General features: G+C 64.1%; 9 protein-coding genes. 5 read left to right on the plus strand and 4 right to left on the minus strand.

Features of this window, described 5'->3' with window-relative positions; genetic code table 11:
• Positions 1 to 103 precede the first annotated feature (103 nt).
• From AC22G6_RS11885 to ypfJ, 5 genes are all read left to right on the plus strand, one after another.
• On the plus strand, positions 104 to 1,636 hold the full coding sequence (locus AC22G6_RS11885) for an acyl-CoA carboxylase subunit beta (RefSeq protein ID WP_487366945.1): 1,533 nt from the start codon (positions 104 to 106) through the stop codon (positions 1,634 to 1,636).
• Between the two features lie 140 nt (positions 1,637 to 1,776).
• Complete coding sequence (gene accC / locus AC22G6_RS11890) at positions 1,777 to 3,768, plus strand: acetyl-CoA carboxylase biotin carboxylase subunit (RefSeq protein ID WP_487366946.1); 1,992 nt, start codon at positions 1,777 to 1,779, stop codon at positions 3,766 to 3,768.
• A 212-nt stretch (positions 3,769 to 3,980) separates the two neighbouring features.
• Positions 3,981 to 6,422, plus strand: a complete 2,442-nt coding sequence (locus AC22G6_RS11895) for a sensor domain-containing protein (protein WP_487366947.1) — start codon at positions 3,981 to 3,983, stop codon at positions 6,420 to 6,422.
• Positions 6,423 to 6,655: 233 nt separating this feature from the next.
• Positions 6,656 to 8,047 carry a KamA family radical SAM protein gene (locus tag AC22G6_RS11900; protein WP_487366948.1) on the plus strand — a complete coding sequence of 464 codons (1,392 nt, stop codon included), beginning with the start codon at positions 6,656 to 6,658 and terminating at the stop codon, positions 8,045 to 8,047.
• 114 nt (positions 8,048 to 8,161) lie between these two features.
• Positions 8,162 to 9,034 (plus strand): KPN_02809 family neutral zinc metallopeptidase, encoded by an 873-nt coding sequence (gene ypfJ, locus AC22G6_RS11905; RefSeq protein WP_487366949.1) that lies wholly within the window; start codon positions 8,162 to 8,164, stop codon positions 9,032 to 9,034.
• Between the two features lie 24 nt (positions 9,035 to 9,058).
• Here ypfJ and AC22G6_RS11910 read toward each other — a convergent pair whose 3' ends face one another.
• The 4 genes from AC22G6_RS11910 to AC22G6_RS11925 all read right to left on the minus strand — a co-directional run bounded on the left by AC22G6_RS11910 (position 9,059) and on the right by AC22G6_RS11925 (position 13,665).
• Complete coding sequence (locus AC22G6_RS11910) at positions 9,059 to 9,538, minus strand: VOC family protein (protein WP_108949689.1); 480 nt, start codon at positions 9,536 to 9,538, stop codon at positions 9,059 to 9,061.
• A gap of 100 nt (positions 9,539 to 9,638) precedes the next feature.
• A complete protein-coding gene (locus AC22G6_RS11915; protein WP_487366950.1) occupies positions 9,639 to 10,364 on the minus strand; it encodes a response regulator transcription factor in 726 nt (241 codons plus the stop codon).
• A 1-nt stretch (position 10,365) separates the two neighbouring features.
• On the minus strand, positions 10,366 to 12,396 hold the full coding sequence (locus tag AC22G6_RS11920; protein ID WP_487366951.1) for a PAS-domain containing protein: 2,031 nt from the start codon (positions 12,394 to 12,396) through the stop codon (positions 10,366 to 10,368).
• 159 nt (positions 12,397 to 12,555) lie between these two features.
• Complete coding sequence (locus tag AC22G6_RS11925) at positions 12,556 to 13,665, minus strand: AraC family transcriptional regulator (protein ID WP_487366952.1); 1,110 nt, start codon at positions 13,663 to 13,665, stop codon at positions 12,556 to 12,558.
• Positions 13,666 to 13,752 lie beyond the last annotated feature (87 nt).

Genomic DNA, 13,752 nt, shown 5'->3' on the forward strand with positions numbered 1-13,752 from the left:
TTTACCCGAATCACCCGAATCAACTGAAACACGCAGCAAAGGATTGCGCGTCCGCACTGAAGTAGCGAACGCGCACACAGGAAACCCGCGAAGGAGGTTATCAATGCAAGACATCATTCGTCAGCTGGACGAGAAGCGCGCCAAGGCCCGTCTGGGCGGTGGCCAGAGGCGCATCGACGCCCAGCACGCCAAGGGCAAGCTCACTGCACGCGAGCGTATCGAACTGTTTCTCGACGACGGCAGCTTCGAAGAATGGGACATGTTCAAGGAGCACCGCTGCAACGATTTCGGCATGAATGCCGACCATATCCCGGGCGACGGTGTCGTCACCGGTTATGGCACCGTGAATGGTCGTCTGGTGTTCGTGTTCTCGCAGGACTTCACCGTGTTCGGCGGTTCGCTGTCGGAAACCCACGCCGAGAAGATCTGCAAGGTGATGGACCATGCAATGAAGGTCGGTGCGCCGGTAATCGGCCTCAATGACTCGGGTGGTGCGCGTATTCAGGAAGGCGTGGATTCGCTCGGCGGCTACGCCGACGTGTTCCAGCGCAACGTGATGGCCTCCGGCGTGGTGCCGCAGATTTCGCTGATCATGGGGCCGTGTGCCGGCGGTGCGGTGTACAGCCCGGCCATGACCGACTTCATCTTCATGGTGAAGGACTCCTCCTACATGTTCGTCACCGGTCCCGAAGTGGTCAAGACCGTGACCCACGAGGAAGTCACCGCCGAAGAACTGGGCGGCGCGATCACCCACAACACCAAGTCCGGTGTGGCCGACCTCGCCTTCGAGAACGATGTCGAAGCGCTGATGATGACCCGCCGTCTGGTCGGCTTCCTGCCCTCGAGCAACCGCGAGAAGCCGCCTGCGATTCCGGCGGTGGATGCGGCCGACCGCCTCGATTTCTCGCTCGACACGCTGGTGCCGGCGAACCCGAACCAGCCGTATGACATGAAGGAACTGATCGTCAAGATGGTCGACGACGGCGACTTCTTCGAACTGCAGCCCGACTACGCCAAGAACATCATCATCGGCTTCGCCCGCATGGAAGGCTCGCCCGTCGGTATCGTCGCCAACCAGCCGCTGGTGCTGGCCGGCTGCCTCGACATCAAGAGCTCGATCAAGGCGGCGCGTTTCGTGCGCTTCTGCGATGCGTTCAACATCCCGGTCGTGACCCTGGTCGACGTGCCCGGCTTCATGCCCGGCACCAGCCAGGAATACGGCGGCATCATCAAGCACGGCGCCAAGCTGCTCTACGCCTACGCCGAGTGCACCGTGCCCAAGGTCACGCTGATCACGCGCAAGGCCTACGGCGGTGCGTATGACGTGATGAGCTCCAAGCACCTGCGTGGCGACGTCAACTTCGCCTGGCCGTCTGCCGAAATCGCGGTGATGGGCCCGAAGGGCGCGGTGGAGATCATCTTCCGTGAAGAGAAGAACGATCCCGCCAAGATCGCCGAGCGCGAGGCCGAGTACAAGTCCCGTTTCGCCAACCCGTTCGTGGCCGGCGCGCGTGGCTTCATCGACGACGTGATCATGCCGCACGAAACGCGCAAGCGCGTGTGCCGTTCGCTGGCCATGCTCAAGGACAAGGAACTCGAGAACCCGTGGCGCAAGCACGGCAACATTCCGCTCTGATTGCCGCACGAGGACAAAAGACATGTTTAAGAAGATTCTGATTGCCAACCGCGGTGACCAGCCGCGAAGTGGCGCAGCGACGAAGTCACATTGCCTGGCACACGCAGTGTGCGCAGGCGGTTTCACCGCGGAGGTACAACGTGTTTAAGAAGATCCTGATTGCCAACCGCGGTGAAATTGCCTGCCGCGTGATCAAGACGGCCCGCAAGATGGGCATCGCCACCGTTGCGGTGTATTCCGAGGCCGACAAGGACGCCCTGTTCGTCGAGCTGGCGGATGAAGGCGTGTGTATCGGCCCCGCCGCGTCGAAAGAGTCCTATCTGGCGATGGACAAGATCATCGCCGCCTGCAAGCAGACCGGTGCCGAAGCGGTGCATCCGGGCTACGGCTTCCTGTCCGAGAACGCCGAGTTCTCGCGCCGGCTGGAAGAAGAGGGCATCAAGTTCATCGGTCCGAAGCACTACTCGGTTGCCAAGATGGGCGACAAGATCGAGTCCAAGAAGCTCGCGATCGAAGCGGGTGTGAACACCATCCCGGGCTACAACGATGCGATTGCCGGGCCCGACGAGGCGGTCGAGATCGCGAAGAACATCGGCTATCCGGTCATGATCAAGGCCTCGGCCGGCGGTGGCGGCAAGGGCCTGCGCGTGGCCTTCAACGACAAGGAGGCGCATGAAGGTTTCGCCTCCTGCGTCAACGAAGCGCGTAACGCGTTCGGCGACGACCGCGTCTTCATCGAGAAATACGTGCTCGAGCCGCGTCACATCGAGATCCAGGTGCTGGGCGATGGGCACGGCAACTACGTCTATCTCAACGAACGCGATTGCTCGATTCAGCGCCGCCATCAGAAGGTTATCGAGGAGGCACCCAGCCCCTTCGTCGACCCCGAGATGCGCAAGGCCATGGGCGAGCAGGCGGTGGCGCTGGCGCGTGCGGTGAACTATGAGTCGGCCGGTACGGTCGAGTTCGTGGTGAGCGGCGCGACCAAGGAGTTCTACTTCCTCGAGATGAACACCCGTCTGCAGGTCGAGCACCCGGTCACCGAACTCATCACCGGGCTCGACCTCGTCGAGCAGATGATCCGCGTGGCCTACGGCGAGAAGCTGCCGCTGAGCCAGGCCGATGTCGGCATCAACGGCTGGTCCATGGAGTGCCGGATCAACGCCGAGGACCCCTTCCGTGGCTTCCTGCCTTCGACCGGTCGTCTGGTGAAGTTCCAGCCCCCGGCCGAGGTCGATGGTGAGGTGCGCGTCGATACCGGCGTGTACGAAGGCGGCGAGATCTCGATGTTCTACGACTCGATGATCGCCAAGCTCATCGTGCACGGCAAGGACCGCAATGAAGCCATCGAGCGCATGCGTGACGCACTCAACGCCTTCGTGATCCGTGGCATCAGCTCGAACATCCCGTTCCAGGCCGCGCTGCTGCAGCATCCGCGTTTCTGCTCGGGCAACTTCAACACCGGCTTCATCGCCGAGGAGTACCCGCAGGGCTTCGATGCGTCGATGGTGCCGCACGACGATCCCGCGCTGCTCGCTGCAGTGGCCACGTTTGCGCGCAAGCGCTACATCGACCGTGCGGTGCAGATCGACGGTCAGCTTGCCGGTCACGGCCGCAAGGTTGCCACCAACTGGGTGGTGGTGATGGGTGGCAAGCAGTACCCGATGTCCATCCGTGAGATCGAGGGCGGCCTGTCGCTGACCCATGGCGACACGACCTACGACATCGTCTCCGACTGGAGCTTTGGCGACCTGCTGTTCAAGGGCACGGCCAATGGCAAGCCGATCTGCCTGCAGATCGAGCGCCGCGGCCTGCGCTACTACATCTCGCACTTCGGTCTGCAGGTCGAGCCGATGGTGATGACGGTGCACGCGGCCCATCTGCTGTCGCTGATGCCCGAGAAGCTGCCGCCCGATCTGTCGAAGTTCCTGCTGTCGCCGATGCCCGGCCTGCTGCGTGAGGTTTCGGTGGTCGAAGGTCAGGAAGTGAAGGCTGGCGAGAAGCTTGCGGTCATCGAAGCCATGAAGATGGAGAACGTGCTCAAGGCCGACAGCGACGTGACGGTCAAGAAGATCGTGGTCGCACCGGGTGCAAGCCTGTCGGTGGATGAGGTGATCATCGAGTTCGTCTGATCGGCGGCTGTCAGGCCGATCCTTGTTTCGTTCGATGGGGAGGGAGACTTCGCCGGCTTGTCCGGCGGGGTGCCCGTCGGAGGGTGGGCCCGCGCAAGCGGGCCCTTTTTCGTTAACCGGGTCGATTCAATGCGGGCTCGGAAAATGAATTTCGCAAAACGTCGGCGATGGGTCAAAATGACGGTGATATAGCCAGAAGGCGTGGATGTTCGATGAAGCCCGCATCCCTGAACGAAATTTCGGCAGCGTGCTCGCTCCTCGACCGGGACGAGGGCTTGCTGCGCGTGTTCATCGATGCGCTTCCCGATCTGGTTTTTTTCAAGGATGAAGAGGGGCGCTATCTCGGCTGCAATCGTGCGTTCGAAGCCTACGTCAACAAGGCGGAAGCGGAGATCATCGGACGCTCCGATGGCGACCTCTTCGCCGCAGAGCTTGCAGCTTCCTACCAGGAGCTGGACCGGCGCGTAAGAGAGTCGGGCGTGGCCCTTCGCCAGGAAGAACGGATCGTCTATCCCGATGGTCGCGAGGTCTTCCTCGACACCCTGAAAACGCCGTTCTTTGGTGCCCAGGGCTTCTCCGGCCTGATGGGGGTCAGCCGTGACATCACTTCGCTCAAGCAGGCCGAAGCGGCCCTGCGTGCAAGCCAGGCATCGCTGGAACAGGCCCAGGCTGTGGCGCGAACAGGAAGCTGGCAGATCAGTCTCGTCGAACGACAGCTGATCTGGTCGGCCGAGACCTATCGCATTTTCGGGCTGCCGGCGGGCACGCCGGTGAGCTACGAGAGTTTCCTCAACGCGGTGCATCCCGAGGACCGCCTCCGGGTCGACGCCGCGTGGCGGGCGGCACGGGCGGGGGCCGGGCTCGACGTGCAGCACCGGGTCATTGTCGATGGCTGCGTGAGATGGGTGCATGAGCGTGCCCAGCTGCAATACGATGATGAGGGGCGCCTGGTCGCGGGCCTTGGCACCGCTCAGGACATCACCGAACAGAAGCATGCCGAAGGAAAACTGAAGCAGGCTGCGGCCGTGTTCGAGAACACCGCGGAAGCGGTGCTCATCACCGATGTCGACCAGCGCATCGTGGCGGTCAACCGGGCGTTTACCGTGATCACCGGCTTTACCGAAGAGGAGGCCATCGGCCAGCGGCCGACCATGTTGAGCTCGGGGCGGCAGAGTGCGCGCTTCTACCGCGAGATGTGGCGCGAAGTGAGCGTCACCGGCCACTGGCAGGGCGAGATCTGGAACCGGCGGAAGAATGGCGAGATCTTCCCCGAACTGCTGACCCTGTCGGTGGTGCGTGACGAGGAAGGTTTCATCACCCATTTCGTCGGCGTGTTCTCCGATATCAGCCACATGAAGCACGCCGAGGCTCAGCTCCAGCATCTGGCGCACTACGATGCGCTGACCGACCTTCCGAACCGGGTGCTGCTCAACCTCCGCCTCGAGCACGGCGCGGAACGGGTCCGGCGCAGCGGCAAGATCATGGCCGCGCTGTTCATGGACATCGACCGCTTCAAGAACGTCAACGACAGTCTTGGCCATCCTGTGGGTGACGAGTTGCTGGTCGAGATCGCACGCCGGCTGCACGGGCGGATGCGGGCGGAAGATACGCTCGCCCGGCTCGGTGGAGACGAGTTCGTGATCCTGCTCGACCGCATCGACCGGGTCGACGACGTCGCCAGCTTTGCGCTCGAGATGATCGAGCTGATGAACCAGCCGTTCCAGCTGCGCAGCGGGGAAGAGGTGTTCGTTGGTGCGAGTATCGGCATCAGCATCTACCCGGACGACAACGATGACTGTCAGCAGCTGATCCGCAATGCGGATGCGGCCCTGTACGAGGCCAAGGCGGCCGGACGGAACGTCTATCGCTTCTACACCGAGGCGCTCACGATTGCCGCGCAGGAGCGCCTGGCGCTGGAAACCGCCTTGCGCAGGGCGCTGGAGCGCAATGAGCTCGTGCTGCACTACCAGCCTGTGGTTGCAGTGGCGTCCGGCTACACGACAGGGGTCGAGGCGCTGGTGCGCTGGCGCCATCCGGCTGACGGACTGGTTTCGCCCCTGCGCTTCATCCCGGTGGCCGAAGAGACCGGGCTGATCGTGCCGCTCGGCATCTGGGTGCTGGAGGAGGCGTGCAGGCAGGGGCGGGCCTGGCTCGACGGGGGGCGGGTCATGCCGATCGCGGTCAATATCTCGTCGCGCCAGTTTGCGGACGGCGCGCTGGTCGATACCGTGCGTCGCGTGCTGGATCGAAGTGGCTTTCCGGCGAGCATGCTGACCCTGGAGCTGACCGAGAGCGCGGTCATGCACAAGCCCGACCAGGCCGTCCGGGTACTGGAAGAGCTGAAGGCGATCGGGGTGAAGTTCTCCATCGACGACTTCGGCACAGGCTATTCGTCGCTGGCCTATCTCAAGCGTTTTCCGGTCGATGCGCTCAAGATCGACCGCAGTTTCGTGGCCGATATCGTCGACGACGAGAACGATCGAATGATCGTGTCGACGGTGGTGGCGATGGCGCGACAGCTGCAGCTCAGCGTGATCGCCGAGGGCGTTGAGACTGCCGAGCAACTGGCTTTCCTGACCCGGCTCGGGTGCTCTGCATGTCAGGGCTATCTCTTCGGGCACCCGCTCGAGGCCGGGGAACTCGACTTCGGCTGACGCATCTTATCAGTGTGTTCTCACTGGATATATTTGCGCAAAACTAACCGGCTGCATATAATGGTTCGACTCAGCGCCGACGGCATCTTCACTCGTCGGCTTCACCCGGACCGGCATTGAGGCATTCGCCCACTGGCCACGCAGCCCCCGGTCCCCACCCGTTTCCGGTTACAGAAAACCTGACGACCCTGTCGCCTCAGGGGGTGGTGTCCGACGCAAAGAGGAGATCGATAATGAGACAACAAACGCCGACCTTGGCTCGTTCCTGGCCCATCGCTCGTGTTGATGAGGTTGAAGATCGACCCTTCCGTGTGTTCACGCAGCGCGACCTCGATCGCATCGAGCCGCTCACCCGCATGCCGGAAGAAGCCCGCTTCGAGATGAAGGTGGTGTCCACCGTGCTGCCCTTCCGGGTGAACCAGTACGTTGTCGACGAACTGATCGACTGGGACCGTGTGCCCAACGATCCGATCTACCAGCTGACCTTCCCGCAGCGCGGCATGCTGACCGACGCGCACTTCGAGCGTATCGCCCAGCTCTATCGCGACGGTGCCGACAAGGCCGTGATCGAGGCTGCTGCGCATGAGGTGCGGCTGGAGCTCAATCCCCATCCTGCGGACCAGATGGAGATGAACATGCCGCGCGATGCCGAGGGCAACCGCATCGAAGGCATCCAGCACAAGTATCGCGAGACCGTGCTGTTCTTCCCCAGCCAGGGCCAGACCTGCCACAGTTACTGCACCTTCTGTTTCCGCTGGGCGCAGTTTGTCGGTGACAAGACGCTGCGCATCGCGGCGTCAGAAGCGCGGATGCTGCACGGCTACCTGCGCGAGCATCACGAGGTGACCGACCTGCTGTTTACCGGTGGCGATCCGATGGTGATGAAGACCAAGCATCTGCAAGGCTATCTGGAGCCCCTGCTTGCGCCGGAGTTCGACCACATCCAGACCGTCCGTATCGGCACCAAGGCGCTCAGCTTCTGGCCTCACCGTTTCCTTGGTGCTTCGGATGCAGACGAACTCATCGATCTGCTCGAACGCATGGTCAAGGCCGGCAAGCATGTGGCCCTGATGGCGCATTACAACCACTGGCGCGAAATGGAAACGCCGGCCGCACGTGCGGCAATCCGGCGTATCCGCTCGACCGGTGCGGTCATCCGTGCGCAAGGCCCCTTGATCAAGCACATCAACGACGATCCCGCAGTGTGGGCGCGGATGTGGAAGACGCAGGTCAGCCTCGGCATCATTCCCTACTATTTCTTCGTCGAGCGCGATACCGGTGCGCGCAACTACTTCGAGGTGCCGCTGGCGCGGGCGTGGGAGATCTATCGCGAAGCCATCCAGCAGGTCTCCGGCCTGGCCCGTACCGCGCGTGGTCCGAGCATGAGCGCCAGCCCGGGCAAGGTCGAAGTGCAGGGTGTGTCCGAAATCAACGGCGAGAAGGTGTTCGTGCTGCGCTTCATCCAGGGGCGGAATCCGGACTGGGTGCAGCGTCCCTTCTTCGCAAAGTACGACGATCAGGCGACCTGGCTGCATCACCTCAAGCCCGCATTTGGCGAGGAGAAGTGGTTCTGGGAAGACGAATACAACGCCATCCGCGACGACAAGGTGGGTGCCGAAGCCTGATCGCATCAGCACAGGGAGGCATCAATAGAACGGGTCCGCATTGTCGGGCCCGTTTTCTGTTGACGCCGCGCCCGATCGCGGGATGATACGCACACAGGCAGGCGGAGAGCCACGATGCGTTTCGACAATGGCAGGGAAAGCAGCAATATCGAAGACCGGCGCGGGCAGCAGGCGCCGCGGCGCGGTCTCGGCGGTCGCGGCCGGATCGGGCTCGGTACCATCGTGCTCGCGCTGGTCGCGATGTACTTTGGCATCGATCCCAGTGTGGTGCTCAACGGGGCTGGCGTGATGAATCCGCCGGCGCAGGAAACGAGTCGCCCGCGCGTCTCGAGCGGACCTGGGGCGGACGATGCGGCGCGTTTCGTGTCGATGGTGCTGGCCGATACCGAGGACACCTGGCGCGCAGTGTTCAGCGCCGGTGGGCGACGCTATCAGGAGCCCCGGCTGGTGCTGTTCAGTGGTGCCACCCAGAGCGCGTGCGGGCTCGGGCAGGCCGCAATGGGGCCCTTTTATTGCCCGGCTGACAGCAAGATCTACCTCGATCTGAATTTCTTCAACGAATTGCGTGATCGCTTCCGCGCGCCCGGAGACTTTGCCCAGGCTTACGTCATCGCGCACGAGGTCGGCCATCATGTGCAGAACCAGCTCGGGGTGTCGGCAAAGGTGCAGGAGGCGCGGCAGCGTCTCTCGGAGCGCGAAGCCAACCGGCTGTCAGTGAAGCTCGAACTGCAGGCCGACTGCCTGGCCGGGGTGTGGGCGCATCACGCCGACCGCAGCCGCCAGGTGCTCGAGGCCGGGGATGTGGAAGAGGCGCTGGCCGCGGCGGCCGCAACCGGTGACGATCACCTGCAGAAACAGGCGCGCGGCTACGCCGTGCCCGACAGCTTCACCCATGGCACTGCCGCGCAACGTGCGCAGTGGTTTCGCACCGGGCTGAACGCAGGCACCTTGCGCGCGTGCGACACCTTCAGTGTCGCCACGCGCTGAGACATCAGGGGGCGGGAAACAGGATCAGGCCGCTGCCAGGCGGGCGAAGGCGTCAACGACTTCGGGCGGTGCCTGCACCAGTTCGATCAGCACGCCTTCGCCGCCGATGGGGAATTCCTCATTGCCCTTCGGATGCAGGAAGGTGATGTCGAAACCCGCTGCACCGCGACGGATGCCGCCGGGTGCAAAGCGCACGCCCTGTGCGCTGAGCCACTCCACGGCCTTGGGCAGATCGTCGATCCACACGCCGACATGATTCAGCGGCGTGGTGTGTACCGCAGGCTTCTTTTCCGGGTCGAGCGGCTGCATCAGATCGACTTCGACCTTGAACGCGCCGGCGCCCATCGCGCAGATGTCCTCGTCGACGTTCTCACGCTCGGACACGAAGTTGCCGGTGACCTCGAGGCCGAGCATGTCGACCCACAGCGTCTTGAGCTTTTCCTTGCTCGGGCCGCCAATGGCGATCTGCTGGATGCCGAGGGTCTTGAACGGGCGCTGGGACATGGCTGAGCCTCCTGTCAGGGTATGGATTAAGAATTCATAATTATAGAGCGGAATCGCTCATGGCGCGGCATGGCCGTACCCGGCGTGCGGGCACGCATTCCTACTCCCAGCTGACCTGGGTCGAGAACAGATAGCCCGCGCCATACACGGTCTTGATCAGCTTCGGGTTGTGCGGGTCGTCGTCGAGTTTGCGGCGCAGGCGCGAGATGCGCACATCGATGCTGCGATCGAAGGGATCGACGTCGCGCTCGCCGAGCAACTGTTCGCGCGAGAGGATCTTGTTCGGACGCTGCAGCAGGGTGGTCAGCAGGCCGGCTTCGGCAGCAGAGAGACCGACTTCACGGCCATCGGCAGCGGTCAGGGTGTGCTGCCCGCTGTCGAACACCCAGGTGCCGAAACGCGCCAGGCTGCGCTCTACCGGTTCGACCGGCGCGGCACGCTGGTAACGGCGCAGGATGGAGCGCACGCGGGCCACCAGTTCGCGGGGTTCGAAGGGCTTGACGATATAGTCGTCGGCGCCCAGTTCGAGGCCAAGCACGCGGTCGGTTACATCGTTGCGTCCGGTCAGGATCAGCACCGCACACGGGCTGCCTTCCTGAAGTTCGCGCACCACCTGCATGCCGTCCATGTCGGGCAGGCCGAGATCAACGATGCACAGATCGGGCGTCGCCTGGCGCGCCCGCGCCAGAAGCTGGCGACCAGTGGACAGGTGTTCGCAGCGGAAGCCATATTCGGCGAGGCTGGCACAGATCAGGCGGGCAATCTCGGCCTCGTCTTCAAGGACGAAGATGCGGGGCGTTCCAGACTCGGGGTGGGGGCTGCTCATCTCAGCGGGTCTCCTCGGGCGGATCAAGTTCGTTCAGTGCGGCGGCAAGCGCCGTCTGGTCGAAAGGTTTGCGCAGCACCGGAATGCCGGCACCGAGCGATTCGTCTTCGTCTTCAGCGCTGGCGTAGCCGGTGATCAGCAGAATGGGCAGGTTGGGGCGCAAGGCCAGCGCCCGCGCCGCGAGTTCGCGCCCGCCCAGGCCGCCGGGCATCACCGTGTCGCTGATCAGCAGCGCGATGTCCTCGACGTTCTCCAGCAGCGGCAGGGCTTCCATGCCGTTCTCGGCTTCGATCACGACATGCCCGAGCGCGGTCAGCTGAAGACGGATGATCTTGCGCACGTCGGGCTCGTCTTCGACCAGCAGCACCGGCCCCTGACTCAGCCGCGGTGACACCACGGTGCGCTCCACCTGTACCACGCTGGTGTCGGGCGGTGCCGAGCGCGGCAGCACGAAGCGCACATTGGTGCCCTTGCCCTGAGTGCTCACCACCCGGATGTTGCCGCCGGACTGGCGGACAAAACCGTAGACCATCGACAGGCCGAGACCGCTGCCGCTGCCGAAGGGCTTGGTGGTGAAGAAAGGCTCGAACACGCGCTGCAGCAGTTCCGGCTCGATGCCGCTGCCGGTGTCGGTGACGTCGATCTGCACGTACTTGCCGGGCGGCACCTCCACCAGGCGCGAGACGTAGCTATCGAGGTCGCGTTCGGACACGGTGATGGTCAGTTCGCCGCCTTCGGGCATCGCGTCGCGCGCGTTGAGGGCGAGGTTGAGCAGCGCGTTTTCGAGCTGATGCGGATCGACGAGTGCGAACAGGGGCTCGCCGGGCAGACGCAGGCGGACCTTGATGGCTTCCGTGAGCGAGCGCACCAGCAGGTGCGTCATGTTATGCACCAGCGCGCCAACCTCGACACTGGTGGGTTCGAGCGGTTGCCGGCGGGAATAGGTGAGCAGGCGCCGGATCAGTTCGGCGCCGCGGCGCGCTGCCTGCATCGCCGGGTCGACATGATCGGCCGATTGCGCCGGGCCGAGCTGGGTCTGCAGCGCCGACAGGTTGCCGATGATGATGGTGAGCAGGTTGTTGAAGTCGTGGGCCAGGCCACCGGTGAGCTGGCCGACTGCTTCCATCTTCTGGGCCTGGATCAGCGCCGCCTGGTTGGCCTTCTGTTCGGTGATGTCGATGGACAGCACGAAGTAGCCCTGGAAGCCGCCTTCCACCGAGACATCGGGCACCACGACACTGCGTGCATGCACCGTGCGTCCGTCCGCGGTGGTGCGCGAATATTCGTAGCTGACGCGCTCGCCGCAAGCGGCTTCGTCGAGGTAGGGGCTGACCGCTGCGTAGGCGTCGGGGCCGAACACCTCCTCGACGCTGCGCCCGACGATGCTCTCCTTGCTCAGACCGAACCATTCGGCGTAGCTGCGGTTGGCGAAGCGGTAGCGCTGCCCTGCATCGACATGGGCGATGAGCGCGGGGATGGCGTCGAGGATGAGGCGCAGGCGCTCTTCGCTCTGGCGCAGTGCGCCCGCGATCTGATCCACCTCGTGGTTTGCGCGTTCAAGCTCGGCGGTGCGCGCCTGCACCCGCGCTTCGAGCTGGGTGTTCTGCTGCTGGATGACCGACTCGTATCGGCGCTGCTCGGTAATGTCGGTCCACAGCGTGACAAAGCCGAGGTTGGGGATGGGCACGCCGCGTACCGCCAGCACCTTGCCGTTGGGGCGCGCGCGCTCGATGTAGTGGGGCTGGAAGGCGCGGGCGGAGGCAACGCGCTCGAGCACCAGGGTCTCGATGTCGCCGGGGCCGTACTCGCCGCGCTCTGCGTTGAAGCGGACGAAGTCCTCGAAGGGTGTGCCGACCCGCACCATGGACTCGGGGAAATCGAGCAGGCGCAGCATGGCCTTGTTCCAGGTCACCAGCTTGGGGGTGGCGTCGAACACGGCGATTGCCTGGTCGAGCAGATCCAGCCCGGCCAGCAGCAGGTCGTAGCGCCGGCGCTGTTCCGGCGTCAGTGAGGTGTTGCCGGCTTGCACCATGTGCGGCCTGTCTCCTCGTTCGAGTGCGTACTTATTGTGCGGAGGGCGAGCACTCCCGGCACGTGACCGGAATCAGGAACTGCCTCCTTTTGAGCACAATAGTGTGCCCGAAGTTGACGTCGACGTTAACCAATCCGGTCCGAAAACGAGAATTTGTGCTCAGTTTGCGCTGCCGCGCACCGTGTGGTCGCGGGCCGCTTTGCCCGCTGCGCCCGCAGCGAGGCGGTTGCGAAACTGTTCGGGTGAGATGCCGGACCAGGCGACGAAAGCGCGGTAAAAGGCCGACGGGTCGGCATAGCCAAGGTCAGCGGCTAGCCGGGCAATCGGCTGTCGCGTCTTGGTCAGGCGGGCGAAGGCGATGTCGCGCCGGGTCGCATCCTTGATCGCGCGAAAGCTCGAGCCTTCCTCCTCGAGTCGGCGGGCGAGGGTGCGGGGCGACACGTGCAGGCGCGCGGAGACCGCTTCGAGCGAGAGGTTGTCCGGCAAGGCATCGCGCACCAGGTCGCGAACCCGGAACACCATCTCGCGGTCACGGCGGTAGAGCATGCTGATCTTGCCCGGCGCACCTTCGAGGAAGCTTTCCAGCGCGGCCTCGTCACGGCGGATCGGCAGATCGAGCAGGTTGGCCTGAAATCGGGCGCAGAGCGCCGTCGCATCGAAGCTGGAGTGCTCGGTATAGACCAGGGCGTAGTCGTCTGCGTGTGCCGGACGAGCGTAGGGGAAACTCACTTCGTCGAGCGCGATGCCGCGGCCGACGAACCAGCACGCCACGCCGTGCAGCAGGCGCAGCAGCCATTCAAGCGCGAACACCCGCGCCGGGGCATCGCGTTCGTTCGAGACCGGCGTGACTTCGATGATGCGCAGTTCGGCGCGCTGTCCGTCGCGCTCGATGCGGATGTCCAGGTCGGGCAGGACGATATGGAGAAAGCGTCGCGCGCGCGCCAGCGCTTCGGCGAGGTCGGCCGCCCCCATCATGCCGCGGCACAGGAACTCGAAACTGCCTGGCGCCATTGCGCGCGAGAACAGGCCGAAGCCTTCGTCGTCGAGTTCGGTCACGATCAGGTTGTACAGCCGCGCGTAGCGCTCGACCGGGATGCGACTGGCGGCATCTGCAAGATCGATTCCTGCCGCACTCAACAACGGGGTCTCGTCGCGGCCGCGCTGACGCAGCCCGGAAAGCATGCCGGTCACAAAGCCCATTGCGACGGATGCTCTGGCCCGACTGCGGCGCGGGGACGCGTGGGCAGGGTGTGGGGGGGCTTCGTTCATGGCCTCGCCGTGGGTTCGGAGTGCATTCGGATGATTGGCGGATTTTGCACGATGGACGTCGGTTGCGGCAATGGCATTCCGGCCGGC

Source organism: Parazoarcus sp. PS-13 R2A (assembly GCF_057621855.1).

Bases quoted from the DNA above. Each gene is read 5' to 3' on its own strand.
- AC22G6_RS11900 (WP_487366948.1), top strand. From the start codon at position 6,656: ATGAGACAACAAACGCCGACCTTGGCTCGTTCCTGGCCCATCGCTCGT.
- AC22G6_RS11920 (WP_487366951.1), bottom strand. From the start codon at position 12,396: ATGGTGCAAGCCGGCAACACCTCACTGACGCCGGAACAGCGCCGGCGC.
- AC22G6_RS11925 (WP_487366952.1), bottom strand. From the start codon at position 13,665: ATGAACGAAGCCCCCCCACACCCTGCCCACGCGTCCCCGCGCCGCAGT.
- ypfJ (WP_487366949.1), top strand. From the start codon at position 8,162: ATGCGTTTCGACAATGGCAGGGAAAGCAGCAATATCGAAGACCGGCGC.
- AC22G6_RS11915 (WP_487366950.1), bottom strand. From the start codon at position 10,364: ATGAGCAGCCCCCACCCCGAGTCTGGAACGCCCCGCATCTTCGTCCTT.
- AC22G6_RS11910 (WP_108949689.1), bottom strand. From the start codon at position 9,538: ATGTCCCAGCGCCCGTTCAAGACCCTCGGCATCCAGCAGATCGCCATT.
- AC22G6_RS11885 (WP_487366945.1), top strand. From the start codon at position 104: ATGCAAGACATCATTCGTCAGCTGGACGAGAAGCGCGCCAAGGCCCGT.
- AC22G6_RS11895 (WP_487366947.1), top strand. From the start codon at position 3,981: ATGAAGCCCGCATCCCTGAACGAAATTTCGGCAGCGTGCTCGCTCCTC.